Annotated in this window: 23 protein-coding genes; 9 read left to right on the top strand and 14 right to left on the bottom strand. The window is 60.1% G+C overall.

The features are described 5' to 3' along the window. Nucleotides 1-3: 3 nt before the first annotated feature. The 3 genes from DLM_RS15660 to DLM_RS15650 all read right to left on the bottom strand — a co-directional run bounded on the left by DLM_RS15660 (nucleotide 4) and on the right by DLM_RS15650 (nucleotide 3,712). Nucleotides 4-1,866 carry a beta-glucoside-specific PTS transporter subunit IIABC gene (locus DLM_RS15660; protein ID WP_089085567.1) on the bottom strand — a complete coding sequence of 621 codons (1,863 nt, stop codon included), beginning with the start codon at nucleotides 1,864-1,866 and terminating at the stop codon, nucleotides 4-6. Between the two features lie 198 nt (nucleotides 1,867-2,064). Continuing rightward, nucleotides 2,065-2,901, bottom strand: a complete 837-nt coding sequence (gene licT, locus DLM_RS15655) for a BglG family transcription antiterminator LicT (protein WP_089085568.1) — start codon at nucleotides 2,899-2,901, stop codon at nucleotides 2,065-2,067. Between the two features lie 232 nt (nucleotides 2,902-3,133). Then, a complete protein-coding gene (locus tag DLM_RS15650; RefSeq protein WP_231959872.1) occupies nucleotides 3,134-3,712 on the bottom strand; it encodes a hydrolase in 579 nt (192 codons plus the stop codon). Between the two features lie 181 nt (nucleotides 3,713-3,893). On the opposite strand from DLM_RS15650, the gene DLM_RS15645 reads away from it, so the two are divergent. From DLM_RS15645 to DLM_RS15635, 3 genes are all read left to right on the top strand, one after another. Continuing rightward, nucleotides 3,894-6,722 carry an FAD-binding and (Fe-S)-binding domain-containing protein gene (locus DLM_RS15645; RefSeq protein WP_089085759.1) on the top strand — a complete coding sequence of 943 codons (2,829 nt, stop codon included), beginning with the start codon at nucleotides 3,894-3,896 and terminating at the stop codon, nucleotides 6,720-6,722. Nucleotides 6,723-6,865: 143 nt separating this feature from the next. Further along, nucleotides 6,866-7,378: a GNAT family N-acetyltransferase gene (locus tag DLM_RS15640; protein ID WP_089085569.1), complete on the top strand. Its 513-nt coding sequence runs from the start codon at nucleotides 6,866-6,868 to the stop codon at nucleotides 7,376-7,378. Further along, complete coding sequence (locus DLM_RS15635; protein ID WP_089085570.1) at nucleotides 7,375-7,893, top strand: GNAT family N-acetyltransferase; 519 nt, start codon at nucleotides 7,375-7,377, stop codon at nucleotides 7,891-7,893. The genes DLM_RS15640 and DLM_RS15635 overlap by 4 nt, the downstream gene beginning before the upstream one ends. Nucleotides 7,894-8,178: 285 nt before the next feature. Here the strand turns inward: DLM_RS15635 and DLM_RS15630 are convergent, their stop codons facing one another. The 10 genes from DLM_RS15630 to purM form a co-directional block, all read right to left on the bottom strand. Beyond that, nucleotides 8,179-9,423: a uracil-xanthine permease family protein gene (locus DLM_RS15630; RefSeq protein ID WP_089085571.1), complete on the bottom strand. Its 1,245-nt coding sequence runs from the start codon at nucleotides 9,421-9,423 to the stop codon at nucleotides 8,179-8,181. Between the two features lie 61 nt (nucleotides 9,424-9,484). Next, the gene (locus tag DLM_RS15625) at nucleotides 9,485-10,126 is read right to left on the bottom strand and encodes a hypothetical protein (protein ID WP_231959871.1); all 642 of its coding nucleotides are present in this window, start codon (nucleotides 10,124-10,126) and stop codon (nucleotides 9,485-9,487) included. A 100-nt stretch (nucleotides 10,127-10,226) separates the two neighbouring features. Next, on the bottom strand, nucleotides 10,227-10,859 hold the full coding sequence (upp, locus tag DLM_RS15620) for a uracil phosphoribosyltransferase (protein ID WP_045847282.1): 633 nt from the start codon (nucleotides 10,857-10,859) through the stop codon (nucleotides 10,227-10,229). Between the two features lie 130 nt (nucleotides 10,860-10,989). Next, nucleotides 10,990-11,835: an EAL domain-containing protein gene (locus DLM_RS15615; RefSeq protein WP_089085572.1), complete on the bottom strand. Its 846-nt coding sequence runs from the start codon at nucleotides 11,833-11,835 to the stop codon at nucleotides 10,990-10,992. Between the two features lie 162 nt (nucleotides 11,836-11,997). After that, complete coding sequence (gene grxD, locus DLM_RS15610) at nucleotides 11,998-12,309, bottom strand: Grx4 family monothiol glutaredoxin (protein WP_045847283.1); 312 nt, start codon at nucleotides 12,307-12,309, stop codon at nucleotides 11,998-12,000. Between the two features lie 94 nt (nucleotides 12,310-12,403). Further along, a complete protein-coding gene (locus tag DLM_RS15605) occupies nucleotides 12,404-13,762 on the bottom strand; it encodes a chloride channel protein (protein WP_089085573.1) in 1,359 nt (452 codons plus the stop codon). A 105-nt stretch (nucleotides 13,763-13,867) separates the two neighbouring features. After that, nucleotides 13,868-15,121, bottom strand: coding sequence for an RsmB/NOP family class I SAM-dependent RNA methyltransferase (locus DLM_RS15600; RefSeq protein WP_197715598.1), 1,254 nt, complete (start codon nucleotides 15,119-15,121; stop codon nucleotides 13,868-13,870). Between the two features lie 5 nt (nucleotides 15,122-15,126). Next, nucleotides 15,127-16,293, bottom strand: a complete 1,167-nt coding sequence (locus tag DLM_RS15595; RefSeq protein ID WP_089085575.1) for a DUF3108 domain-containing protein — start codon at nucleotides 16,291-16,293, stop codon at nucleotides 15,127-15,129. A 13-nt stretch (nucleotides 16,294-16,306) separates the two neighbouring features. Further along, nucleotides 16,307-16,936, bottom strand: coding sequence for a phosphoribosylglycinamide formyltransferase (gene purN, locus DLM_RS15590; protein WP_089085576.1), 630 nt, complete (start codon nucleotides 16,934-16,936; stop codon nucleotides 16,307-16,309). A gap of 93 nt (nucleotides 16,937-17,029) precedes the next feature. Further along, a complete protein-coding gene (gene purM / locus DLM_RS15585) occupies nucleotides 17,030-18,067 on the bottom strand; it encodes a phosphoribosylformylglycinamidine cyclo-ligase (protein ID WP_059285545.1) in 1,038 nt (345 codons plus the stop codon). A 304-nt stretch (nucleotides 18,068-18,371) separates the two neighbouring features. Between purM and hda the strand changes: the two genes are divergently transcribed. The 6 genes from hda to DLM_RS15555 all read left to right on the top strand — a co-directional run bounded on the left by hda (nucleotide 18,372) and on the right by DLM_RS15555 (nucleotide 22,946). After that, nucleotides 18,372-19,049, top strand: a complete 678-nt coding sequence (gene hda, locus DLM_RS15580) for a DnaA regulatory inactivator Hda (protein ID WP_045847287.1) — start codon at nucleotides 18,372-18,374, stop codon at nucleotides 19,047-19,049. Beyond that, nucleotides 19,046-19,732, top strand: a complete 687-nt coding sequence (locus DLM_RS15575; RefSeq protein WP_089085577.1) for an HAD family hydrolase — start codon at nucleotides 19,046-19,048, stop codon at nucleotides 19,730-19,732. The genes hda and DLM_RS15575 overlap by 4 nt, the downstream gene beginning before the upstream one ends. A gap of 67 nt (nucleotides 19,733-19,799) precedes the next feature. Beyond that, nucleotides 19,800-20,678: an ATP-binding protein gene (locus DLM_RS15570; RefSeq protein WP_089085578.1), complete on the top strand. Its 879-nt coding sequence runs from the start codon at nucleotides 19,800-19,802 to the stop codon at nucleotides 20,676-20,678. Then, nucleotides 20,675-21,556: a DMT family transporter gene (locus DLM_RS15565; protein ID WP_089085579.1), complete on the top strand. Its 882-nt coding sequence runs from the start codon at nucleotides 20,675-20,677 to the stop codon at nucleotides 21,554-21,556. The genes DLM_RS15570 and DLM_RS15565 overlap by 4 nt, the downstream gene beginning before the upstream one ends. Nucleotides 21,557-21,573: 17 nt before the next feature. Continuing rightward, on the top strand, nucleotides 21,574-22,515 hold the full coding sequence (locus tag DLM_RS15560) for a Nudix family hydrolase (protein WP_089085580.1): 942 nt from the start codon (nucleotides 21,574-21,576) through the stop codon (nucleotides 22,513-22,515). Then, nucleotides 22,512-22,946, top strand: coding sequence for a hypothetical protein (locus DLM_RS15555; protein ID WP_231959870.1), 435 nt, complete (start codon nucleotides 22,512-22,514; stop codon nucleotides 22,944-22,946). Before DLM_RS15560 ends, DLM_RS15555 begins: the two co-directional genes overlap by 4 nt. A 1,116-nt stretch (nucleotides 22,947-24,062) precedes the next feature. Here the strand turns inward: DLM_RS15555 and DLM_RS15550 are convergent. Further along, nucleotides 24,063-24,743, bottom strand: coding sequence for a hypothetical protein (locus tag DLM_RS15550; RefSeq protein WP_145985870.1), 681 nt, complete (start codon nucleotides 24,741-24,743; stop codon nucleotides 24,063-24,065). Nucleotides 24,744-25,797 lie beyond the last annotated feature (1,054 nt).

Here is a 25,797-nt window from a genome sequence, read left to right as displayed (position 1 = left end):
TCCTTAAGCTTGGGTTGGGAGAGGCTCGGTGTGAAGCAGAAACAAGGGGTCGCCGGTTTGAACCTGGCCGGCTTGCAATAGCTGGATGCTGGCATTGTCTGCACCCTGGCACAGGGTAAGCAGCACGGTAGGGTCATACCCGGCCGCCTGAATGGCTTCTCGATCAATGTGCATCAGTAGCTGGCCAGCGGTGACGTGCTGCCCCGGCGCAATCTGTGGATGAAAATGCTGCCCTTTCAAGTGAACGGTATTGATGCCGACATGAATCAGTATTTCCACGCCGTGCTCCGTACGCAGGGTGAGCGCATGTCCGGTGGGCTGTACGCCGCTGACGACGCCTGCACACGGTGCATACAGACTGGCCGTGCTGGGATAAATGGCAATGCCAGCGCCCAGCGCACCGGATGCGAAGGCCGTATCGTGAATGCTGGAGAGCTGGCGGATATTGCCGCTAATGGGCGAGAGAATAGTGTGCTGTTCTGTTTGGACGGGATGGCGCGGACTGGTTTGTGCCGTGGCAGGCAGGCCAAAGAAAAAGGTGGCCAGCAAGGCAAACAGGCAAGCAATGCCCGTCCCGATGAAGGTACCCCACACGCTGGCATCCACCCCGCTTGGCGGAATGATCTGCGCAAAGGTAAACACGCTGACCAAGCCCATCGAGTACACCTTGCTTTGCACATAGCCAACCACCATGCCGCCCAGCGCCCCGCCGATACAGGCAAACTGGAAGGGGCGTTTGGCAGGCAGGTTGATGCCGTAGATGGCCGGTTCGGTAATGCCGAATAAACCAGCCGTCGCGGCAGAGGCGGCCAGCGAGCGTTGCTTGCTGTCGCGACTACGCAGCATGACACCCAGTACCGAGCCCACTTGGCCCATGACCGCCGGCAAGAGCAGCGGCAGCATGCTGTCGTAGCCCAACACGCTGAGGTTGTTGAGCATCAGCGGGATGAAGCCCCAGTGCAGGCCAAAAATGACGAATACCTGCCATAAGCTCCCCATGACGGCACCTGCCAGCACCGGGAACAAGGCATACAGCCATTGATAGCCAGCCGCCAGTCCATGGCTGGCCTGCGTGGCCAGCGGGCCGATCAGCAAAAAGGTCAAGGGAACCGTGATGGCGAGGCAGAGCAATGGCGTTGCCAGATTGCGGATGGCGGCAGGGATGCGTGCTTGTACCCGTTTCTCCAGCAGGCAACTAAACCAGGCCGCGAAAATGACCGGCATCACTGAAGAGCCATAATCCAGCAAGGTAAGTGGCAAACCAAAGAAATCCAGCGACGCGCCAATACTGCCGCTGGCAAACAGGCTGCGGATGGTCGGGTGCAGCAAGGCAGCCCCGATGGCCATGGTGGTGAAGGGCGAACCGCCGAATTTCTGCCCCGCGGTATAGGCCAGGACAATAGGCAGGAAAAAGAAGAGCGCGTCGCTGGCAGCATATAAAACGTAATAGCTGCCGCTGTCCGCCGCCAGCCAATGGCTGGCCAGTGCCAGCGCCAACAAGCCCTTCAGAATACCGGATGCTGCCATGACGCCAAGAAATGGGGTGAAAATGCCGGACACGACGTCAATAAAGCGGCTGAACAGTGTTTCGCTGATGCCGCTGGCGCTATCCACCGGCTGGCTTGTGGTTTGGCGCAGTTTTTCGATAGCAGAAAAAACTTTACTGACATCATTGCCAATCACTACCTGATATTGCCCACCGCTTTCCACTACCATCAGCACCCCAGGTGTTTGTTTCAACGTGGCAGTTTGTGCCAGGGCGCTGTTTTTTAATTTGAAGCGCAAGCGCGTGGCACAGTGAACCAGGCTTTCTATATTGTCCTTGCCACCTATTTTGTCCAAGATGGTATTGGCCAATTCCTCCATTTTTTATTCCTTGTGTGATTAAATTAAAAAAAACCTGAAGTCAGCTTTCCTGGCGGAGAGCGATTTCAGGTTTTGCTCGCAATTGCGATAACAATCCTATCAAGAGTAAGCGCTTGAATTATTCAACCATCTTGGTTTCATTTTGCTGCAGATTAATTTAATAAAGGTGGTGCGGTATTGTGGTGTTGAATATGGCTGTTATTTGGCTTGCCTGTCATGCAGCCGATTGATATGCAAGCCAAGGTACATGATTTCTGCATCGCTTAATTTGGGGTGTTTGTGGGCTTCGATATGCTTGCTAATTACCATGGCGCAGTTCCATGCCTGTGGGTAACAATTTTGCACCATTTCCTGTAATGCCATATCTCCCGTTGGCAGGCTTTGTTTGCTGAGCAGTCGTTGAGCGAGAAATTTAAGATGAGTGACAAAGCGATGGAAGGCCAGTGTGTTTTCATCCAGTCTGATATGCATTTTTAAGCGCACAATTTGCAGTATTTCCTGCATGAGCAGGCTGATCTGATTGGTGATTTGCATGTTTCCAGTCAGCTGCGCATTAGCCAGATGCAGTGCAATGAAACCAGCTTCATCAATGGGTAGTTGGCAATCCAGCTCCTGTGCGATCAGTTTCAATGACTCCAAGCCTATATCATATTCACAGGGATATAGTTGCTGAATATCCCACAGCATGAGATTGCTGATGGCTATCCCTTGGCGACGGCGTTCGATGGCAAAATGGAAATGATCAACTAGAGTCAGGTAGATACGGTCATGCAAGGACGGAAGTTTTAGTCGTGCCAGGCAAATCACATGATCACTGGCGGTGATGATCTCTGTTGGAATACGTTGTAATAGTTCGCTGAGTAGTGCTTGCAAGCCTGGCTCTTGCAATGAGAATATTTTTTCAACGCAAGCTTTGTCCAGAAAGTCTCCAGGACGCTTTTGAAAACCCAGTCCGCATCCCATGACAACTTGTTCTTGCTGTTGTGCATTACGGACAATGACTGCATTGTTATTCAGTATCTTGTAGATACGCATTGGTGCGGCTCCAAAAACAAAAACCTGATCCACAACTGAAATCGTGGATCAGGTTTTGCCTGCTATTGCAGTGACAAGCCTGGAAGGTGCTACCGGATGAATGGTTTTAAAACTGCAGATCCAGCAAAACCTGCGTTCTGGAAATTATCTGTGCAAGAGATAAGGACTGACAAGCTGCCCTTTGGGTCTGGCAATCTGCTTAATCCTGCTGCTTGTCCTGGTCATGAATGGTTTATGGCTGCACACCCGTCAGATATTTCTTGCTCATGGCCTTGAATAGTTCGCTGCCAGCCGCGCCCAGCATTTCAAACAGCACCATTTCCCGACTCACCAATACCGCGCCCGCTGCCTGCATGCGCTGCAAGCCCAATTGCTTGTCACTGTCGCGCCGGCTGGCCACCGCATCGGCCACCACGAATACCTGCTTGCCCTGTGCCAGCAGTTGCAGCACGGTTTGCAATACGCAGACATGGGTTTCCATGCCGCAGACAATCACCTGTTTGCGCGCCAGCAGGCTGTCGGGCAGGCAGTCGGCGGCCACGCAGGAAAAATGTAGCTTCTCCACCACGGTGGCTTGGGGGGCCTGTGCCAGCAAGCTGGCTTCGGTATGGCCCAGGCCGCGTGGATATTGTTCGGAAAACACGATGGGCAGGCCGGTGTCGTGTGCCACACCCACCAGCCACAGGCTGGCAGCCAGCATGGCGTCGGCATGATCCACCGCCGGTAACAGCTTGTCCTGGATATCCACCACCAGCAGGGTGGCCTGATCAATCTGCATCAGCATATTGCTGTCCCTTTCTGTGTTTTTCATCGGTAATCCTTCTGGCTGACAGGGTAATCCCTTGATGGGCAGAAAAGCCAGATGTGGCACTATGCCGCTTCAACATTCTTGGGACCGTCTGCCTGCCATTGCAGTTCTGCAAGCAGGCAACGTGCGCAACCTGGCGTGGCAAGCCGACACAGAGCAGCTGCCCGCGCCGCGGAGAGAGTTCATGCTGCAAGGTGCTTACCGGCTGTTTCATCAAGCCATTGTCGACGTCATTGACGCCAAACGTGTATTTACCGACCCGCTGTCCACCCTGGCCTACGGGACGGATGCGTCCTGTTACCGGTTGGTGCCGAAAATCGTCATCCAGACACATACCGAGGCCGAAGTGCAGGCGGTGCTGGCACAGGCTGCGGCATTGAAATTGCCGGTCACCTTCCGGGCTGCGGGGACCTCTCTATCCGGCCAGGCGGTGAGCGATTCCATTCTGGTGGTGGCCAATCATGGCTGGAAAGACTTGCAGGTGCTGGATGAAGGGCGTGCCATCCGCCTGCAACCGGGGGTGATCGGTGCGGCGGCCAATGCTGCACTGTTGCCGTTTGGCCGCAAGATTGGACCGGACCCGGCCACCATCAACTCGGCAATGATAGGTGGCATTGTCAGCAACAACTCCAGCGGCATGTGCTGTGGTACGGCGCAAAACACTTACCAGACCATCAAGAGCCTGCGGCTGGTGCTGGCTGACGGCACGGTGCTGGATACCGGCGATGCCGCCAGCGTGGCGGCTTTCCGCCAGTCCCATGCCGGCCTGCTGACCGGACTGGCGGCTCTGGCCGCACGTATCCGTGCCGATGGCGAGCTGGAAGCGCGTATCCGCCGCAAGTACAAGATGAAGAACACCACCGGCTACAGCCTGAATGCGCTGGTGGATTTTGCCGATCCGCTGGACATGCTGCTGCACCTGATCGTGGGCAGCGAAGGCACGCTGGCCTTTGTGTCGGAAGCCACCTACCACACGGTGGAAGAGCTGCCCAACAAGGCATCGGCGCTGGTGCTGTACCCCACCATCAAGGACGCCTGCGATGCCATCCAGTTGCTGGCCCAGCACAAGGACGTGGTGTCCTCGGCCGAGTTGCTGGACCGCGCCAGCCTGCGCTCGGTGGAAAACAAGGCCGGGGTGCCGGCCGAACTGAAGACGCTGGGCGACGAGGCTGCCGCCATCCTGATTGAAACCCGTGCCCGTGATGCCGTGGCACTGGCTGCGCAGATCGACGCCATCTGCGCTTATATCGCGGCCATTCCCAATCTGTCCGGCATCCGCTTTACCGATGTGGCCGAGGAATACACCCGCTTGTGGAATATCCGCAAGGGCATGTTCCCCAGTGTGGGCGCCATGCGGGCGGCGGAAACCACCGTCATCATCGAAGACGTGGTATTCCCCATCGAACATCTGGCCGAAGGCACGCTCAAGCTGCAGGCCTTGTTCCGCCAGTACCATTACGACGAAGCCATCATCTTCGGCCATGCGCTGGAGGGGAATTTGCACTTCGTGTTCACGCCCAATTTCTCCGGCGATGCCGAAATCAAGCGCTACGAAGCCTTTATCGAGGATGTGTGCAAACTGGTGGCGGTGGAATACGAAGGTGCGGTCAAGGCCGAGCATGGCACCGGCCGCAATATGGCACCGTTTGTCGAGATGGAGTGGGGCGCGGCTGCCTACCGCATCATGCAGGAGCTCAAAGCCCTGTTCGACCCGGATGGCATCCTGAACCCGGATGTGATCATCACCCACGACAAGCTGCTGCATATCCGCAACCTGAAGCCGATTCCCACCGCCAATACGCTGATCGACAAGTGCATCGAGTGCGGCTTCTGCGAGGTGATGTGCCCCAGCCGCGCCATCACCCTGACACCGCGCCAGCGCATTGTCGCCAACCGCGAAATGGCTGCGCTTGAGCAAAGCGGCAAGGACCCGTCGCGGCTGGATGCATTGCGTGAGAGTTACCAGTTTGCCGGGGATGAAACCTGTACCACCTGTGGCTTGTGCGAATCCGCCTGCCCGGTAGGCATCAACACCGGCGCGCTCACCAGCCAGTTGCGGCAGCAGAATCTGAGCGATACCGGCAGGGCGCTGGCCAATACCCTGGCCAGCCACTACGGCACCGCCACTGCGGGTGCGCGCCTTGGCTTGCGTGCGCTGCAAACCGTGCAAAGCGTGGCCGGCAATGCCGCTACCGGGGTGCTGATGCGCAGCCTGCGCCGGGTAGTGGGGCGACGTATTCCCTACTGGACGCCATACTTCCCGCGCGCTGCCAGCAAGCTGCGGCTGGATGGCGGCAAACCGGGCGAACGCAAGGTGGTGTACCTGCCATCCTGCCTGACACGCACTTTTGCCCCGGCCAAGGCGCAGCCGGATCAACGGCCGCTGAACGAGGTGGTGGCCTCGGTGCTGGGCAAGGCCGGTTATCAGATTCTTTACCCGCAGCAGATGGATGGCCTGTGCTGTGGTACGCCGTTCAAGTCCAAGGGGGCAGTGGATGCCGCCGCCAGCAAGCTGTCCGAACTGGAAGTGGCCTTGCTGCAGGCCAGCGACAATGGCCGCTGGCCGGTGATTGTGGACAATGGCGTGTGTACCGCCAGCATGCTGGAAGGGCTGCAGGACAAGCGTCTGCACGTGTATGACGTCACCCGCTTCGTACACGAGGTGGCTGCCGAATATCTGGCTTTCACCCCGCAGTCAGAAAGCGTGGCCTTGCACGTGGTGTGCTCCATGCGCAAGACCGGCCAGCCCGCCATGCTCAATGCCCTGGCCAAACGCTGCGCCAGTAAGGTGGTCGAGCCGCAAGGCATTACCTGCTGCGGCTTTGCCGGTGACAAGGGCTTCAGTCATCCGGAACTCAACAGCAGTGCGCTCACCGGCCTCAAGGCACAGGTGAAGGACTGCGGCAGCGGCTTCTCCAATAGCGTTACTTGTGAGATTGGCCTGTCGGCCAACTCCGGCATCCCTTATCAAAGCCTGATGTATCTGGTGGACAAGGCCTGCCGCAGTCGCTGAACCCTGTGCGCATGACGATCAATCGCCCCGTTTCCATCATGGAACGGGGCTTTTGTTTGATCAGCTGGCTTGTAACACCCTGCTGCTGTTTGTCATGATGGCAGATTGACTGTCTGTAACTGGCTGTAAGGGAGCAATCGCGCATGAGTTTTCATATCCGCCGCATCGAGCCGGAAGACGCCGCCGCCATGGCGCGGCTGCAATCCGCCCCCGGCGTGGTACGCCATACCTCGCAGCAGCCCTATCAGTCGGCCGCCGACTGGCAGCACAAGCTGCAACAGCTATCCCCATCCTGTCACTGGCTGGTGGCTTGTGATGCTGCCGACGAAGTGATTGCCAGCGCCGGGCTCACCATCCTGCCGCAGGCGCGTTGCCGCCATGTGGCCGACCTGTTCCTGCTGGTCCGTGACGAATGGCAAGGCAAGGGCGTGGGGCGCGCACTGATGCAAGCCTTGCTGGAGCTGTCCGACAACTGGCTGGGGCTGATCCGGCTGCAACTGATGGCCCAGCAGGACAACCAGCGCGCCATTGCGCTGTACGAGCGCTTTGGCTTTCAGCATGAAGGCGTGGTGCGGCAGGACATCCTGCAAGACGGGCGCTATGTGGACAGCGTGGTGATGGCACGGCTGCACTGGCCGGCAGGAGGGCAGGCATGAGCCAGTTTCGCATTCGCAAACCCGGTCCGGCAGATGCCGCGGCACTGCGCGCGCTGATGAGCGATCCGCTCTGTTACGGCAATACCCTGCAGCTTCCTTATCCATCCATGCAGCTATGGCAACAGCGGCTGGCAGGTAACGACCCGCTGCACCATGCGCTATTGCTGGAAACAGCCGAAGGGCAGGTGCTTGCCCATGGTTCACTGTGGCGGGAATGTGCGCCCAGACTGGCGCACGGTGCCAGCCTGGGCATGGCGGTGCAGCGCGAATGGCAGGGACAGGGCGTGGGTTCTGCCTTGCTGCAGGCCATGCTGGACCTGGCCGATAACTGGCTGGGCCTGCACCGGGTGGAACTGATGGTATTTAGCGATAATGCCGCTGCGCTGGGCTTGTATCGCAAATACGGTTTTGTCGAAGAAGCCTGTTTGCGCGCGTATGCCTTGCGCAATGGACGCTATGAAGATGTATTGAAAATGGCAAGACTGCGCCCCTTACCGATGCATGGCGCGGTCTAGACGCAGGACAAAAAAATAACGCCATCGCAAGATGGCGTTTTCAATTACACAACAAAGGAGTTTGCTGTCTGCCCCTGACGGCAGTGGCTTGCTGATGCACGGCAAGCCCTGAAGAAACTTCAACAGAGTGTCAACATTATCCAATCTGCCCGGCAAGCTGTCGTTCATGATCCGGACATCAAGCGGTAATATTGCGACCTGTCTGATTTATATAAAGAAAAAGCGCGGATAGCCCGCGCTTTTGTCTTTCTCAGGCAGTCGTGTCCGATCGCCTTGATCAAGTACTTAGATGTCCTGCCCTTCGACAATGCCGTCATGGCTGGCCGAGGATTTGGGCAGAATCAGGTTCAGCGCCATGGCCAGAATCGAGCACAGGCCCACGCCGGCCAGTTCCAGACCGCCCAGTTTCAGTGTCAGGCCACCGATACCGGCAGTCAGCACTACCGAGATGATCACCAGATTGCGCGGCTGCATCAGGTCTACCTTGGCTTCAATCAGCGTTTTCAGGCCGATGGAAGCGATGGTGCCGAACAGCAGCACCATGATGCCGCCCATTACCGGCATCGGGATGGATTGCAGCAGGGCATTGAACTTGCCGAAGAACGCCATGCAGATGGCAAACACGGCAGCCCAGGTCATGGTCACCGGGTTGAAGTTGCGGGTAATCATCACGGCGCCGGTCACTTCGGCGTAGGTAGTCACCGGCGGGCCGCCGATCAGGCCGGCCACGCACACGCCCAGGCCATCACCCATCAGGGTGCGATGCAGGCCCGGTGTCTTGGTGAAGTCCTTGCCGGTCACGCCGCCAATGGCCATCACGCCGCCGATGTGTTCGATGGACGGGGCAATGGCGACCGGCAGCATGAATAGCGCGGCAGACCAGTTGACCTCGGGGCTGTGGAAGACCGGCGCGGCAAACCACGGTGCATTGGCCAGCTTGGCAAAATCCACCACGCCCATGAAGGCGGCGGCGATATAGCCCACGGTGACGCCAGCCAGAATCGGCACCAGCTTGAACATGCCACGGGCGTAGATGGACACGATGACGGTAGTGGCCAGCGAAATGGCGGCCAGCAGCATGGAGGTTTCATACGGCATGATCTGCTTGCCGCCAGCCTGGCCCATGGCCATGCCGGATGCGGCGGTGGCTACCGACAGACCGATGATCATGATGACCGGGCCAATCACCACCGGCGGCAGCAGCTTGTTCACCAGCTCCATGCCGCGCCAGCGCACGATGGCGGCAAACACGAAGTACATGAAACCGGCGGCAAACAGGCCGAACATGGTGGCACCCTGACCCCAGGTATGCATGGAGTAGATGATGGGGCCGATAAAGGCAAAGGAACTGCCCAGGAAAATGGGCACCTGACGACCGGTACACAGTTGGAACAGCAAGGTGCCGATGCCGGCGCCAAGCAAGGCCATGGCCGGGTTGAGGCCGGTCAGCAGCGGAACCAGAACCAGTGCGCCAAAAGCGACGAACAGGATCTGGGCGCCGGAGATGGCCACCTTCACGTGTTGGAACATAGTCGAATTCCCTGTTTTGTTAAAAGCTGATTTTTAAAATTGTTATGGGCCTGACGCTGACTCAGACCGTGCAATACATGATGGCCTGGGCAATGATGTTGTTCTGCTCCCGTGCCAGCACGCTTTGTTGCCTGAAGTCCCGCACCATGGCCTGTACCCGTGAGTAGGTATCAAAGTTGGGCAAGGGACGATAAGCAATGTCCACGCCCAGCCGCGCCGCCACCTTCTTGATGGTGGTGGGCTTGATGCACACATGCACATCGGGCTGGCTGTAGGCCAGAAAGCAGGTCACCACCGGCCACTTGGCCGGATTGGCATTGCCATCGTTGCGGCACAACTGCAGTACCTCGACAAAGTCGGCAAAGCTGTCCGGGCCAAACTGGTGCAGCAGGCGATACAAGGCCTGGGCAAACGGCAGGTGTACATCGCGAAAGCCCAGGTAATTGCGAAAAGCCATCTTCTCGAAGGTGCTCACCGTGGTGCTGCGGCCAATGATCTGGCGGCAGGTTTCGCTGATGGCGGCAAGATTGCCGTTATCCAGCGCCTGCTGCATGGTCGCGGCGGCCAGTCCCTGGCGGCACAGCGTGATGACGCTGTCCACGCTGCGGTGCTTTCTGGCCAGTGCCTGCCATGCCGCGTCCTGCAAACCATCGGGAAAGCGCAGCAAAAAATCCTGATCAATCGCCTGATGCGGACTCAACACGGTAAGCCTTCCTTGTGCATGGTGCAGGGGCTGCATGGCCTGCAAAAAACGCCGCTACTTCGGCTGAAGTTGAGCGGCGTGTTGCTGGCATGGGCAGGAGTCAAATGTGCTTGGTGCCGAAAATCTTGTCACCGGCATCACCCAGACCCGGAATGATGTAGCCGTTTTCATTCAGATGGCTGTCCAGCGAGGCGGCATACAGCTGCACGTCCGGATGGGCATCGTTGACCACCTTTACGCCTTCCGGCGCGGCAACCATCACCACGGCCTTGATCTGCTTGCAGCCTTTGCGTTTGAGCAGTTCGATGGTGGCCACCATGGAGCCGCCGGTTGCCAGCATCGGGTCGATGATGATGGCAATGCGCTCGTCCAGGCTGTCGACGAATTTTTCGAAGTAGGACACCGGCTCCAGCGTTTCTTCGTTGCGGGCCAGGCCCACCACGCTGATCTTGGCCGAAGGAACCAGGTCAAGCACTCCGTCCAGCATGCCGATGCCGGCGCGCAGGATGGGGACGACAGTGACTTTCTTGCCCTTGATTTGTTGCACGTCGATCTTGCCGCACCAGCCATCGATGGTGGTGGCTTCCAGTTCGAAGTCGCGGGTGGCTTCATAAGCCAGCAGGCGTGCCAGTTCCTGGGTGAGCTGGCGGAATTTCATGGTGCTGATGTCGCCTTCGCGCAGCAGACCCAGTTTATGTTGCACCAGCGGATGGTTGACTACGTGGATATTCATTTTCTTGTTCCCAACCTTGCGAAAAAGCTGCCGATGCCGGTCTTGTGGACCGCAATGGCAGCTTGTTTCGGATATGCGAAACCGGCCTTGTTGCCGCGGCCGGTCTGTGAATGAGGTATGGGGCGGTATTCTACCGCTTTTCCCACTGGGAAATCCACGGAATTAACCCTGTGGCGGGCAATGGCGCCGAGCAGATATAGCCTTGTACCGCCTCGCAGCCCAGCTCGCTCAGTACCGACAGATCAGCGGCATCTTCCACCCCCATGCCAATGGTTTGCAGGCCCTCGGCTTTGCCCAGTGCCAGCGCCTCGTCAAGAATGGCACGCAGGTGTTGGTTGTCGCCGGCACCATGTACAAAGGCACGGTCGATTTTCAGGCCACTGAAATGGCTGGCCTTCAGCTTGTCGGTCAGCCCCACGCCAATGCCAAACTCATCCACCAGCACGCCAAAGCCAGCCTGGCGCAAGGTGGCCAGTTGCATATCCGCCACTGACCAGTGCTGACGCAGGGTATTTTCCGAAAACTCCAGCGCCAAACTAGCCGGATCAAGGCCAGCTATCCGCACTTTCTGGCTCAGGTGGCCAGCCAGTTGTGGGTCTGCCAGCAACTGGGCGGACAGGTTGATCGACACTTTCAGGTCAAAGCCCTGATCCAGCCAGTCGCGACAGGCGTACAGCGTCTTTTCCAGAATCAGTTCGGTCAGCTCGCGAATCATGCCGCGTTCTTCCATCACCGGCACAAAGGTAATCGGCGAGAGCACGCCCATTGCAGGATGACGCCAGCGTGCCAGCGCCTCGGCCCCGATCACGCGGCGGGTCTGGATATTGACGATAGGCTGGAAATACGGCACCAACTGGTCATTGACCAGGGCCTTCCAGATTTCATCAATCGGCATGGCGGTACCGTTGTCCGCAGTCAGCGGCACGGCGGGATGATCCGGGGGAGCGAAAAAGCCTTCGGTCTGGGAGGAGGTCATGTCGTCTTTGTAATCCGCAAAAGAAAGGGCTGCATGCCGCAGTCTGATCTGGTAACGGTCAATTGTAAGACAGCAGATTACAGGTGGATATGCTGATATCGCGCCTGGTCATAAAAAAACCCGGCCAGGCCGGGTTTTGCATGCGCAGTGCCAAGCGTTTGCTTACAGGCCTTCCAGTACCTGTTGCAGTTCGCCGGACTGGTACATCTCGTACATGATGTCCGAACCGCCAATGAACTCACCCTTCACGTACAGCTGCGGAATGGTGGGCCAGTTGGAGAATTCCTTGATGCCCTGGCGGATTTCCGGGTCTTGCAGCACGTCGACGGTCTTGATGGTTTCCACGCCACAGGCTTTCAGAATTTGCACTGCGCGCGAAGAAAAGCCGCACTGCGGAAACTGGGCCGAACCTTTCATGAACAGCACAACCGGATTTTCAGTAACGGTCTGCTTGATGATTTCCTGGGTATCCATGAGGAATTCCTTGCTGTGAACGGGCCAGCGGCGGGCTGGCCCTTAAATACTTGACTGAATCGATAGGTTATTGTACGTAAGCCGGTTGCGCCGGTCAATTTGCCTGATTGCGTGCGCGCAACTGGCGCAGGAATATTTCTGCCTGGCCATCATACAAGGCATGCCGGTTCATGAAGCGCGACACATTGGTGGCCACCAGGGCGGTGGCCATCAACGGGATGATCATGGTGGAGGAGGAGGAAGTCATTTCCATCACGATGACAAAACCGGTCATCGGTGCGCGCGTCATGCCGGAGAAAAACGCCACCATGCCCAGCAGCACCATGGCCGCCTGGGGCAAAAACGGCAGCAGCAGCGACATGTTCAGGCCAAAGCCCGCCCCCACGGCCAGCGAGGGGGCAAACATGCCGCCCGGCGCGCCGCTGATATAGGTGATGATCAGCGACAGCAGCTTCAGAATGCCGTATTCCTGCATGCTGCTACCGCCACCTTCAATGATTTCCTTGGCACGGAAATAGCCGGTGCCAAAGGTGATGCCGTCGCTGGCGATGCCGATGACGGCCAGCAGCAAGCCACAGGCAATGGCAAACAGGATGGGGTAATGGCTGCGCCAGTCATGCAGCGGGCCGGGCAGGCGGCTGGCCAGGGCCAGAATGGCGCGCGAAGTCAGCCCGCCGATGATGCCGCCGACGATGCCGCATACCGGAATGGCCATCCAGCCCGAGCGCAACTCCAGCGCGACCGACACCACGCCGAAGTAGTTGTAATCGCCCAGTACGGCAATGGCGGTGATACCGGCCAGGATGACCGACAGCAAGATGGTGGAGCTGGCGCGCTGGTCGAAGGTGCGGCCCATTTCCTCGATGGCAAACACAATGCCGGCCAGCGGGGTGTTGAATGCCGCCGCCACCCCGGCGGCGGCACCGGCCAGGATAAAGCTGCGCGCCACGCCTTCATGGCGCAAGGCGGCTTCGCGATTGAGCGAATACTTGATGGCGGCCCCCACCTGCACGATGGGGCCTTCATAGCCCATGGTGGAACCACAGCCCACGCCGATCAGCGTCAATACCATCTTGCCCACGGCAGCGCGCATGGTCAGGATGCGCGCACGCAGCGCATGCATGCCTGGCTGCATGGCAATGATGGTTTGCGGAATGCCGCCACCACCGGCACCTTCAAAGAAAGTACGCAGCAGCCAGACGGACAAACCCAGACCGGCCGGGGTGATCAGCAGCGCCCACAAGGGCGATTGGTCGTAGATCTGGTAGAACAGCTCGTGCGACAGATGGCTGCCATTGGCAAAAACGGCGGCCACCAGGCCGATGAGGATGGCGGCAATCCAGATGGGGGCCCGGCGTCGCCATAGCGCCACGGACAGATACAGATATCTCAGGCGGCGGCTGGCGCGCAGGCCGTGCTGGCCCAGGCGCCGGGCGACTCTGGAGTCGGACATGGGGGTGGGAACTCCATCGGTTTATCAAGAGAGTAGCAGCGCCGAAACGCAAATCATTCTGGATTGAACAGTATTTTCGATTCTGCTAATACTCTAATGATAAGGTCAATCCGCTTTTCTGACCAGAACCGCGGCAAAGAAACCGTCAGAATTATGCAAATGTGGTTTCAGTTCCAGATAATCGCCAATCTGCAGCGGGATTTTCTGCTCGGCCAGCGCGGCATCCATCGGCAGCAGGCTGAAGTCCGGATGCGCGGCCAGGAAGGCTTCCACGATGTCGCGGTTTTCCTGCGGCAACAGGCTGCAGGTGGCATACACCAGACGGCCGCCCACTTTGACCAGACGGGCTGCCGAGGCCAGGATGGCGGTTTGCTTGACGTTCAGCTCGGCCACGCTTTCCGGGCTCTGGCGGAATTTCAGGTCCGGGTTACGGCGCAGGGTACCAAGGCCGGAGCAGGGGGCATCCACCAGCACGCGATCCGCCTTGCCGGCCAGACGCTTCACCTTGCTGTCGTTCTCGTGTGCCAGCAGTTGCGGATGCACATTGGACAGACCGGAGCGGGCCAGGCGTGGCTTGAGGTTGGAGAGGCGCTTTTCCGACACGTCAAACGCGTACAGGCGGCCACTGGAGGCCATTTGCGCGCCCAGCAGCAGGGTCTTGCCACCGGCACCGGCACAGAAGTCCACCACCATTTCACCACGGCGTGCGCCGGTAATCAGGCCCAAGAGCTGGCTGCCTTCATCCTGCACTTCGATGGCACCGGACTTGAACAGCTCGTACTTGCTCAGCGAGGGCTTGCCTTGCAGGCGGATGCCGAGTGGGGAGTACGGAGTGGGTTCGCACGGCATGCCGTCGGCGCGCAGGCGGTCGATGACTTCGTCGCGCTTCATTTTCAGGGTGTTGACGCGCAGGTCGAGTGGGGCCGGTTCCATCAGTCCCAGGCCCAGTGCCAGCACGTCTTGCGGGTCTTTTTCTGCCAGACGTTCGATCACCCATTCCGGCAGTTCGGCCGCCACGGACAGGCTGTCTTCCAGCGTCTTGCCCTTGATGCCACCCAGCCATTCACGTTCGCCAGCGCTGGTGCAGTCGGCCATTTCCTTGATATTGAGCTTTTGCAGACGCATCAGCGCCACCATGGCCAGGCGGCGCGGTGTGGCTTTTTCCGGGGCGATGAGGGCGCGGAACTGGATCAGGCGGCGCAGGCAGCCAAAAGCGGTTTCGGCAATCAGGTGACGGTCGTTGGAACCCAGCTTCACGTTTTCGCGGAAGTAGGCGGACAGCACGGCATCGGCCGGGCGGTCGAAGCGGGTCATCTGGCTGATGACGGTTTCGATATGTTTCAGTTGGCTATGGCTGATATTCATTAACGGTTATTCCGGGTCATGGGGCGCGCGGGCAGGCGCCATTGCTCGGTGCCGTCGATATTGATCAGCACGGCGCGCAGTTCCACCCGCTTGCTTTTGTCGATGCGCGAGATGCGCACCGGCAGGTTGGAGAAATCCGGAGCCAGCCAGAATTCGGTGATGTCATCCTCGCCCTTGGCGCGGAACACAATCACCCGGATCTTGCCGGAGCCGGTGTCGTAATCGGTTTCGCCACTGGGGGTCATCGGATAGTCGTAGACCTTTTTCCCGGTGGTGATCTGTAGCGGGGCAGTGCCAAGCTGGCCGCCCTTCAGGCCCAACTGGAAAGCCAGGCTGAATACATCCTGCGCCCCGCTGCGCAAGGCGACTTCCTTGTCGCCCTGGTCGCCAAAATGCAGCATGCCGGCAGACCAGTCAAAGCGGGCGGACTCCTTGGCTTCCTGGCCTACCCAGGCTTGCAGGCTATCCGGTTGCAGGCCTTGTTTGCCCAGTTGACCTTGCGAGAGGTAGCGCCTGTTTCCGCCCACCAGCGGATTGAAGCGGATTTCCAGCGTGTAGCGGTGGCCATCCTGTTGCCAATCCAGACCGCCGCTGCCCACCATCGCACCATTATAGAAGGTCTGGTAGCCAAGTTTGGCCCGTGCCGGGAAGCGGTGCAGTGCACTGGCCGGGGTCAGATAACCGGCCGGCCTGTCGTTATTGCTGGCTGCTGCTGCGCTGGCTTCTGCTGCCTTGGCGTGCTTTTCCGGCTTTGATGCCGGCTGTTCTGCCTCCGGCATGCTGGCCTCGGCACGCTTGCTGTTTTCTGTGGCCGGCTGGCTGGCATCCGCCAGGTCGGCTGGATGCTCCGCCGCTTTGTCCGCTACGGTGTCTGCCTTGGCCTGCGCGCCTGAAGCATCGCGTTTGGGCTTATGCTTTCTGGCTGCCGGATGATGTGCGACCGCGCCACCAGCCGGGCCGACAGGCAGCAGCCGGGCGGTGGGTACCGCGGGTGGCGCCGGGGTATCCAGCGCCAGTGCCTGCATCTTGACGTCAATCTTGCGCAGCGCCTGATCCGGCGGCAGTTCGATGACGGCATCGGGCAGCAGGCCCGAACCCAGCATGGCCAGATGCACCAGTACCGAGAGCAGCAAGGCAAGGGCAAAGACCCGCAGCGACGTCTTCATGCTGATGGCGGTATTACGGCGCCGGGGCCATCAGGCTGCCGGCTGGCTGTGCCGGCGAGGCCACTTTGCCCGCGACAATATGTAGTTCATCGGCGACAAAGCGGCGCACGGCATCGGGATAGAGCTGGTGTTCCAGCTGCAATACCCGCGCAGCCACGCTGTCCGGGGTGTCATCCGGCAACAGGCTGACCACGCCCTGCGACACGATGGGGCCGTGATCCAGTTCGGCCGTGACAAAGTGTACGGTGCAGCCAGCCACCTTGCAGCCCATTTCCAGCGCCCGCGCATGGGTGTGCAGGCCGGGGAAGGCCGGCAGCAGCGAGGGATGGATGTTGAGCATGCGGCCTTCGTAGCGGCGGGTGAAGTCGGCAGTCAGGATGCGCATGAAACCGGCCAGCACCACCAACTGCGGCTGGAAGCCATCAATCAGTTGGGCCAGCGCGGCATCAAAGTCCTCGCGGCTGGCATAGGCCTTGTGGTCTAGCACGGCAGTGGCAATGCCACGCTCGGCAGCCCAGGCCAGGCCAGCGGCATCGGGGCGATTGGAGATCACCGCGGCAATACGCGCGCCGGGGATATTGGCGTCGACAATGGCCTGCATATTGGAGCCGCGGCCGGAAATCAGGATGACGATATTCTTCATGGGGCAACATGTCTGCGGCAGCCACAATGCCTGCCGGTAAAAAACAAGCGCCGCCAGCAGTGCTAGCGGCGCCGTTTGGTGTCACTGCCGGACTCAGGAAATCTGGGTCTGGTGTTCGTCACCATTGCGGGCGCGCACACTGCCCAGGCGGTGTACGGTTTCGCCTTCCTGCTGCAGCAGGGCGGTGGCGGCGGCCACGTGCTCTTCGGCCACAATCACTACCATGCCGATGCCACAGTTGAAAGTGCGGTACATTTCCTGGCTGTCCACATTGCCTTCCTTTTGCAGCCACTGGAACAGCTTGGGCAGCTCCCAGCTATTGGCATCCAGTTGGGCGACAACATTGTCCGGCAGTACGCGCGGGGTGTTTTCGGTGATGCCGCCACCGGTGATGTGGGCCATGCCTTTTACCGGCAGGGTCTGCATCAGCTTGAGCAGCGGTTTCACGTAGATGCGGGTCGGTGCAATCACGGCGTCGCGCAGGCTCTTGTCGCCATCAAAGGCGGCGTCCAGATCCGGCTGGGCGCGGTCGATGATCTTGCGAACCAGGCTGTAACCATTGGAATGCACACCATTGGAACCCAGGCCCAGGACAACATCGCCCGGCACGATGGTGCGGCCGGTAATCACCTGGCTTTTTTCCACCACGCCGACGGCAAAGCCGGCCAGATCGTATTCACCCACCGGGTACATGCCCGGCATTTCGGCGGTTTCGCCGCCGATCAATGCACAACCGGCCTGTTCGCAACCGGCGGCAATGCCTTTGATCACGTCGGTGGCTTGCGGTACATCCAGCTTGCCGCAGGCGAAATAATCCAGGAAGAACAGCGGCTCGGCGCCCTGTACCAGGATGTCGTTCACGCTCATGGCGACCAGATCGATGCCGACAGTGTCGTGGCGATTCCAGTCAAAGGCGAGTTTCAGCTTGGTGCCCACGCCATCGGTGCCGGAAACCAGGACGGGCTCTTTGTACTTTTTGGAAATTTCCACCAGTGCGCCGAAACCGCCGATACCGCCGAGAACTTCCGGGCGCATGGTGCGCTTGGCATAGGGCTTGATGTTTTCGACGAGCGCGTCGCCGGCGTCGATATCCACGCCTGCATCACGGTAACTGAGGGACTGGGTGCTCAAGGTAAACTCGCTTTCTGCTAACTTGAAGTATTTTCACGTCAAGCTTTCGCTGATGCGAAAGCACTGTATTTTAACTGAATTTCCTCGGGAAAGCTGCGCTTAGTTTGCAATGTGTTGTCCGGATGTGTGCCGGGCAGGGTGCTGGACAGGTGCTTGGCGGGGTACACCTGCACGGCAGGCCGGTGCAAGCTGGCGATTTTATACAACAACAAGCACTAAACTAATGCCATGCAGCGGTTTCGCCAAGCGGGCATCTCAGCGTAAAATTGCAGTCTGACTTCAATCGGCCCACACGACATTACTCTTGGACCAGCTAGTACTAGACCTGACCCCCACGCCGCTGCCGGCTTTCGACAATTTCCTGGCCCAGCGCAACCGCGAGGTGATTACCGCCCTCACGGCGGAGGATGGCGAGCGTTTCATCTATCTGTGGGGCGAGCCTGGCAGTGGCAAGACCCATCTGCTGCAAGCCTGGATTGCCCACGCCGAGCGGCTGGGGCGTGCTTCCATTTATCTGGATGGCCAGAAGGAGCATTTGCCGGATTTCGCCCGCGAAGCCAGCTTTATTGCGGTAGACCATGTCGACGACCTGGCACCGGACGACCAGATTACCCTGTTCTCCTTTTATAACTCCCTGAAGGAGAGCGGCGAGGGCCGCCTGCTGATGGCCGGGCGCAAGCCGCCGATGGCCGCCGCCGTGCGTGACGACCTGCGTACCCGCCTGGGCTGGGGACTGGTGCTGGAAGTCAAGGCCCTGTCCGACGACGACAAGCTGGCCGCGCTGCGTACCCACGCCGCCAACCGCCAACTGGCCATTGCCGACGATGTGTTCCGTTACCTGCTTACCCACTGGCGGCGCGACCTGTCCAGCCTGATCGGCATGCTGGACATGCTGGACCGCTATTCGCTGGCGCTGCGCCGCCCCATCACCGTGCCGCTGGTGAAAAACGTTTTGCAAACCGCGAGTTCTTCCGACACATGACCCAAGCACGCAATCTGGCCCTGTTTGACCTGGACAACACCCTGCTGATCGGTGACTCCGATTTCGAATGGCCGCGCTTTCTGATCAAGCGCGGCATTGTCGATCAGGCTTACTACGACCACCGCAACAATCATTTCTACGAACAGTACAAGGCCGGCACGCTGAATATCGGCGAATACCTGGAATTTGCGCTGGAGCCGCTCACCCGCTACGACAACGCCGAGCTGGCCGCCCTGCATGCCGCTTACATGGATGAGCACATCCTCCCCATCATTCCGCAAGCCGCGCGAGACCTGCTCAACCTGCACCGCCAGCAGGGCGATGAAATCCTCATCATCACCGCCACCAACCGCTTCATCACCGGTCCCATCGCGGCCGAACTGGGCGTGGATGACGAACACCTGATTGCCATCGACCTGGAACGCACTGCTGATGGCCGCTACACCGGCAAGCACACCGGCGTACCCAGCTTCCAGGCCGGCAAGATCACCCGGCTGGAAATGTGGCTGGCCGAACGTGGCCAGACCCTGGCCAGCTATGGCCGCAGCTTCTTCTACAGCGATTCGCACAACGACCTGCCGCTCTTGTCCATCGTCAGCAACCCGGTGGCGGTGGACCCGGACGACACCCTGCGCCAGCATGCCAAGGAGCAGGGCTGGCCCATCATCAGCCTGCGCGGCTAAGCCCGCCATCAGCCCGTCCGTACAGGTTGGCCGCCGTGCCAGCCTGTTTTTTTGCCCGGAGAACGACATGCAGCAACTTGAAGCCTTTCTGGCCCGCGCCGAAGCCATGCTGGCCCGTCTCGAACCCTTGCTGCCTCCGGCCCGGCCCGAGCCGGACTGGAGCGCACCGGCCTACCGCTGGCGGCGACAGGGCATGGCCGGCTGGCTGGAGGGCGTCAACGAGCCGCACACTCTGCCGCTGGCACGGCTGACCCATATCGACAACCAGCTCAAGCTCTTGGTGCGCAATACCCGCCAGTTCGTCAAGGGCCGCCCTGCCAACAATGTGCTGCTGACCGGCGCGCGCGGCACCGGCAAGTCCTCGCTGGTGAAGGCCTTGCTGCCGGAGTTTGCCGACAAGGGCCTGCGCATCATCGAGGTGGACAAGGATCATCTGTCCGACCTGGCCCAGATCATGGCGCTGGTAGCCGGACGCAAGGAGCGTTACATCCTGTTCTGTGACGACCTGTCGTTTGAAGACGGCGATGACGCCTACAAGGCACTGAAAACCGCGCTGGATGGCGGCCTGGCGCGCCGGGCGGAAAACATGCTGGTGTATGCCACCTCCAACCGTCGTCACCTGATGCCGGAAAAACACAGCGAAAACCGCGAAGGCTGGGTCAGTGATGGCGAAATCCATCCGGGTGAAGCCATTGAGGAGAAGGTGTCGCTGTCGGACCGCTTCGGCCTGTGGCTGTCGTTTTATCCGTTTGATCAGGACGCTTACCTCGCTGCGGTCAAAACCTGGCTGGAGCATTTCCAACTGCCGATGGACAGCGAAGCCGAACGCGCCGCCCTGCAATGGAGCCAACTGCGTGCCAGCCGTTCCGGCCGGGTTGCCTGGCAGTTTGCCAATGACTGGGCCGGGCGTAGCGCCAAGGAACGCAAGGCGGAGCTGGGCAAGTGAGCGTGACGGCCGCTGCCAGCATGCCGTCGCAGCACAAGGCGCGCGGCATCCTGCTGTACAGTCTGGCCATCTTTTTGCTGGCGGTGATGGATGCCAGCGCCAAATGGCTGACCCATGGCTATCCGGTGGGGGAGATCATCTTCTTCCGCTCGCTGTTTGCCCTGCCCATCCTGCTGGTATTGGGGCTGCGTCACAGCAGCGCACCGGCCCGGCTGCTGGCTACCGCCCATCCGTGGCGGCATCTGCTGCGTGGTATGGTGGTGCTGGTCACCATCGTCACTTTCTTCATTGCCCTGCGCCATCTGCCCCTGGCCACGGTAACGGTGATTACCCTGTCCAACCCGGTATTCATGCTCTTGCTCAGCCTGGTGTGGCTGGGCGAGCGCGTTGGGCGGCGGCAATGGCTGGCCGTGGTACTGGGCCTGCTCGGCGTAGTGGTGGTGTGTGGCTGGTCCGGCCTGCAGTTCAACATCTACAGCCTGCTGGCGGTGGGCTCGGCCTTGTCTTATGCCCTGGCCTCGCTGCTGACGCGCCAGCTATCGGCCACCGACAGCCCGGCCACCATTGCCATGCTGGGAACGCTGATCATGCTGGCTGTCAGTGCCTTGAGTGCCGGCAGCGACTGGCAATGGCCAGGCTGGGGCGACTGGCTGGTGCTGCTGTTGCTTGGCCTGAGCGGCGGACTGGCCAATTTCGTCAACGCCCTGTCGCTGCGCTATGTGCAACTGTCGGCAGTGGCGCCGCTGGAATACAGCATCCTGCTATGGGCAGCCGCACTGGGTTATCTGTTTTTTGGTGAAATGCCCGGCATCACCACCTGGCTGGGTGGTGCGCTCATCATTGCCAGCGGTGTGGTGGTGGCCAAAGAAAAAAACTGAGGCAAACAATAATCAATATGCATTCCGACAAGAAAATCATCGAAGTGGTGGCCGGCGCGCTGATGCGCCCGGATGGCAGCTTCATGCTGGGTAGCCGGCCAGAGGGCAAACCTTATGCCGGTTACTGGGAATTCCCTGGTGGCAAGGTGGAGCCGGGCGAAAGCGCCATGCAGGCGCTGGTGCGTGAACTGCAAGAAGAAATGGCCATCACGGTGACTCATGCCACCCCCTGGCTGACCCGCGTACATCATTACGAACACGCCTCGGTGCGCTTACACTTCTTCCGGGTATGGGACTGGCAGGGCCAGCCACAGCCACAAGAAGGGCAACAGTTTGCCTGGCAAGCGCCAGAGCAGACCAGTGTCCAGCCCATGCTGCCGGCCAATGGCCCGATTCTCAAATCCCTGCAACTGCCTGCGCTTTATGTCATCACCTGCGCTCATGAAATCGGGGTGGCCGCCCAGCTGCAAGCATTGGCCGATGGCCCGGCATACGGGCTGGTACAGGTGCGCGAACCGGACATGAACCGGCAGCAGTTACAGGCCTTTGTCTGTGACGTGGCTGCCATCGTGCATGCGCGTGGCGGCAAGCTGGTGGTGAATGCCGACCCGGACTGGCTGGCCGGCTGGCCGGTGGATGGCGTGCATCTGAATGGCACCCGTTTGCGGCATCTGGCACAGCGGCCGGATTTTGCCTGGGTGGGCGCCTCGGTACATTCGGCGGAGGAGTTGCAGCAAGCAGGGGCGCTTGGTCTGGATTACGCCCTGCTAGGCCATGTCCAGCCCACGGCCAGCCACCCCGGCGTCACGCCACTGGGCTGGCAAGGCTTTACCGCGGTATTGGCAGACGGCATCCCGCTGCCGGTGTATGCGCTGGGCGGCTTGCAGCAGCAGGATCTGCCGCGAGCCCGCCAGCATGGCGCGCACGGCGTGGCGCTGATGCGAGGGGCATGGCAATGACGATGAATCTCAAACAGAAAAAACTGCTGCTGATTGGGGTAGCGCTGATATTGCTGGCCGCGCTCAAAGGCGGCTTGATCTGGTGGTATTTCCAGCATAAGAACCAGCCGCAAGCCGCGCAGCCCCTGGCCTGCAATATCACACAGGGAGCCTGCAGCCTGCCGGATGGCGGCAGCTTGCGCTTTGTCACGCCCCCGCAAAATGGCAAGCCTTTTGTCATGCGGCTGGATGGGGTGACTGCCAGTGAACCCAGCGTGGAATTTTCCATGGCGGACATGGATATGGGCTTCAATCGCTACCGCTTTGTGGCGGATGGCGCCAACTGGCAAGCCCGCATCACCCTGCCGGTATGTGCTACGGGTAGCCGTCACTGGATTGCCACCCTGCATCTGGGTGACAAGGCTTACAGCCTGCCGTTCCAGGCGCAGTAGGGCAGGTATCGTTCAGCACGCAAAGGCTCCGGAAGGGGCCTTTTTTGTGGAAAGTGTGGGTTTGGGCTGAGGCTGTTCCGGTAGTGATACTGGGCTAGATGCCGCAGATGCTGACTAATTTCAACCGCACCGACGCGCCCAGGGGCCCCGTCAAGCATGCCGACGGGTGACCGGGGCGAGGTGTTAAGCGCCTGCTTTGTTTGAGCGATTTGACGTTAGCAAATCGCGAGTTCAGGCGCGCCTCACACCGGACGGGCCCTGTCGGGCAGCCGCAGGCCATGCTTGCTGGGTGGCCTTTAGGGATGAAAGGGATCTTTGGCCAAGCAAAGATCCCTTTCCCGTTTGCCGCGCGGAAGCGGCACTTAAACCATCATCCGCGTAGCGGATTTCTAACCCGTACCTTCCAACGGAAAACCAACAAAAAAGCCACTTCGCGGGTCTCGCCCCGCCGGCGAGGTACTTTACTTTTGCTTCGCCAAAAGAAAGTACCCAAAGAAAAGGCGACCCGCAGCGCGTCGAATTCCCGCCCCAGCCATGCCGCCCAGGGCGCGGCCGGAACTTGCGTCGCGCTAGCGTCGCGCCGCTGCGGACAGCCGACCGCTTAAGACCCTGAGCGGCACGCCTGTGTCGGCTCGCGCTGACGGGATTGGTCTGCTCCGACAGGTGTGTCAGAGCAGAAAATGACTGTGCTGCTTTCAAAATTTTTGGGCGATGGATGTCTTGCGGCGGAACGCCCCGGTAAAGCCGGGGCTTCCGCCCTACGCGTCTACCCCGTAGGGTGGATGCCCCAAAGGGGCGATCCACCGCGCAACGCTACCGAATAAACGCATTTCCCCAGCAGGAAAGCCACCGCACCAACGCGCCCACTGGGCCCCGTCAAGCATGCCGACGGGTGGCGCTGCGGCGGTTTTAAGCGGCTGGCTGTTTGAGCGATTTGACGTTAGCAAATCGCGAGTTCAGGCGCGCCTCGCACCGGGCGGGACCTGTCGGGCAGCCGCAGGTCATGCTTGCTGGGGTGGCCTTGGAGGTGAAGGAGGGCTTGGCCAGGCAAGCCCTCCTTCCCGTCCGTCGCGCGGAAGCGGCATGTAAATCATCATCCGCGCAGCGGACTCCCACTCAACCCGCCTGCATCACCCGCCGGGCCTGGCGCTGCAAACGGCCACGCAGTTGCTGATGACACGCTGACGCCAGCACCAGCAATTCACCATTATCTGCGGCAATCCCCTGCGCAGTGGCAATCTGCTGCGCCAGCGCCTGCAAGGGCGTGGCCGAACTGTTCAGCCCCAGCAAGCGGCCATGCGCATGGCGCAAGGGGTGGTCGGGCGTGTAATCGAGCGTCAGCAACCAGTGCGAATGCTGCCACCGCGTACCCTGCGTCAATACCGCCTGCAACACTGCATGGCTCACCTGGACCCCGGCCTCCGCCGCCAGTGCCAGAGCCTGCTCCCAACGTGGCGCAGCGGGTGGCAACTGCGCCAGCGCGGGCAGCAGCTCGCTGTTCAACCAGTTTCGCAGCTGCCGTGCCAGCGGCTTGCCGCTGCGACGCAAGACGCGCAGCAGGGCGGTGGCAAGCCAGCACTCCGGCTGTTCATCGCCAACCGGGGCGATGCCGGTGTTGGGATCGGCGCTCAGTAATTGCTGGATGCGGCGTCCCAGCCGACGGCCAATGACGGCCAGTACATCGCTGCTGTGCAGCCACCATTGGTCGTTGTGGTGCAGCACATGCAGCGGTTTACCGTGGTAGTAAAAGCAAAGGGGAGGGGGATGTTGGGGATGTGAAGGGGGTTGTTTGGTCATGGAAATGGCCTTCTGTTGAGTCGTTGAAAGTCACCCCTGTTGAGAGGGTGGTCAGGCACTTCAACACCGCCAACAGTAACGGCCCGCAGTTTTTCCCGGTTGCCCAGGTATTGCATGGCTGCGCGCTACCCGACCATAGGCTGTGCATTGTCCATAAAAACTGACAATGACAAAACCGATGGACGTAGAAATGCCGCAAGACTAACGGATGCGGCAGCCGCTGTTGAGGGTGTGTTGAGCACCAGCGGGACACTGTAGCGATGGGGGGAGGGGGTGGAAACTGCTCGAAGGGGAAGGTGAGCAGGACCTTGCTTATAGGGAAAGTACCGTATCGACGCGCCCCGTGGCCCCGTCAAGCATGCCGACGGGTGGCCGGGGCGAGGTGTTAAGCGCCTGCAATGTTTGAGCGATTTGACGTTAGCAAATCGCGAGTTCAGGCGCGCCTCGCTCCGGGCGGGGCCTGTCGGGCAGCCGCAGGCCATGCTTGCCGGGGTGGCCTTGGAGGTGAAGGAGGGCTTGGCCAGGCAAGCTCTCCTTCCCGTTCGCCGCGCGGAAGCGGCACTGAAAATCATCATCCGCGTGAGCGGATTCCCACACTGGGTTATCGCCGCCAAGATCAAAACAAAAAACAACTTCGCGGGTCTCGCCCCGCCGTCGAGGTACTTTACTTTTGCTTCGCCAAAAGAAAGTACCCAAAGAAAAGGCGACCCGCAGCGCGTCGAAACCCCGCCCCAGCCGCACCGCTTAGGGCGCGGCCGGAACTTGCGGCGCGCTAGCGTCGCGCCGCTGCGGACAGCCGACCGCTTAAAACCCTGAGCGGCACGCCTGTGTCGGCTCGCGCTGACGGGACTGGGGCGGCTCCGACAGGTGTTCTTGATCAGATAAGCACCGCACCGACGCAGCCCTGTCGGGCAGCCGCAGGCCATGCTTGCGGGGTGGCCTTGGAGGTGAAGGAGGGCTTGGCCAGGCAAGCCCTCCTTCCCGTTCGCCGCGCGGAAGCGGCATGCAAACCATCATCCGCGTAAGCGGATGCAAAACCTGTTTTAACTTTGAC

It is taken from the genome of Aquitalea magnusonii (genome assembly GCF_002217795.2).
GTDB lineage: Bacteria > Pseudomonadota > Gammaproteobacteria > Burkholderiales > Chromobacteriaceae > Aquitalea > Aquitalea magnusonii_B.
The sequence above is the reverse complement of the archived record's forward strand: the minus strand, read 5'-3'. Positions and strand labels throughout refer to the sequence as shown.

What these genes read in the sequence shown, in the direction of transcription:
- DLM_RS15660 (WP_089085567.1), bottom strand. Translation starts at nt 1,866, where the DNA reads ATGGAGGAATTGGCCAATACCATCTTGGACAAAATAGGTGGCAAGGAC.
- licT (WP_089085568.1), bottom strand. Translation starts at nt 2,901, where the DNA reads ATGCGTATCTACAAGATACTGAATAACAATGCAGTCATTGTCCGTAAT.
- DLM_RS15650 (WP_231959872.1), bottom strand. Translation starts at nt 3,712, where the DNA reads ATGAAAAACACAGAAAGGGACAGCAATATGCTGATGCAGATTGATCAG.
- DLM_RS15645 (WP_089085759.1), top strand. Translation starts at nt 3,894, where the DNA reads ATGCTGCAAGGTGCTTACCGGCTGTTTCATCAAGCCATTGTCGACGTC.
- DLM_RS15640 (WP_089085569.1), top strand. Translation starts at nt 6,866, where the DNA reads ATGAGTTTTCATATCCGCCGCATCGAGCCGGAAGACGCCGCCGCCATG.
- DLM_RS15635 (WP_089085570.1), top strand. Translation starts at nt 7,375, where the DNA reads ATGAGCCAGTTTCGCATTCGCAAACCCGGTCCGGCAGATGCCGCGGCA.
- DLM_RS15630 (WP_089085571.1), bottom strand. Translation starts at nt 9,423, where the DNA reads ATGTTCCAACACGTGAAGGTGGCCATCTCCGGCGCCCAGATCCTGTTC.
- upp (WP_045847282.1), bottom strand. Translation starts at nt 10,859, where the DNA reads ATGAATATCCACGTAGTCAACCATCCGCTGGTGCAACATAAACTGGGT.
- DLM_RS15615 (WP_089085572.1), bottom strand. Translation starts at nt 11,835, where the DNA reads ATGACCTCCTCCCAGACCGAAGGCTTTTTCGCTCCCCCGGATCATCCC.
- grxD (WP_045847283.1), bottom strand. Translation starts at nt 12,309, where the DNA reads ATGGATACCCAGGAAATCATCAAGCAGACCGTTACTGAAAATCCGGTT.
- DLM_RS15605 (WP_089085573.1), bottom strand. Translation starts at nt 13,762, where the DNA reads ATGTCCGACTCCAGAGTCGCCCGGCGCCTGGGCCAGCACGGCCTGCGC.
- DLM_RS15595 (WP_089085575.1), bottom strand. Translation starts at nt 16,293, where the DNA reads ATGAAGACGTCGCTGCGGGTCTTTGCCCTTGCCTTGCTGCTCTCGGTA.
- purN (WP_089085576.1), bottom strand. Translation starts at nt 16,936, where the DNA reads ATGAAGAATATCGTCATCCTGATTTCCGGCCGCGGCTCCAATATGCAG.
- DLM_RS15575 (WP_089085577.1), top strand. Translation starts at nt 19,046, where the DNA reads ATGACCCAAGCACGCAATCTGGCCCTGTTTGACCTGGACAACACCCTG.
- DLM_RS15570 (WP_089085578.1), top strand. Translation starts at nt 19,800, where the DNA reads ATGCAGCAACTTGAAGCCTTTCTGGCCCGCGCCGAAGCCATGCTGGCC.
- DLM_RS15560 (WP_089085580.1), top strand. Translation starts at nt 21,574, where the DNA reads ATGCATTCCGACAAGAAAATCATCGAAGTGGTGGCCGGCGCGCTGATG.
- DLM_RS15555 (WP_231959870.1), top strand. Translation starts at nt 22,512, where the DNA reads ATGACGATGAATCTCAAACAGAAAAAACTGCTGCTGATTGGGGTAGCG.
- DLM_RS15550 (WP_145985870.1), bottom strand. Translation starts at nt 24,743, where the DNA reads ATGACCAAACAACCCCCTTCACATCCCCAACATCCCCCTCCCCTTTGC.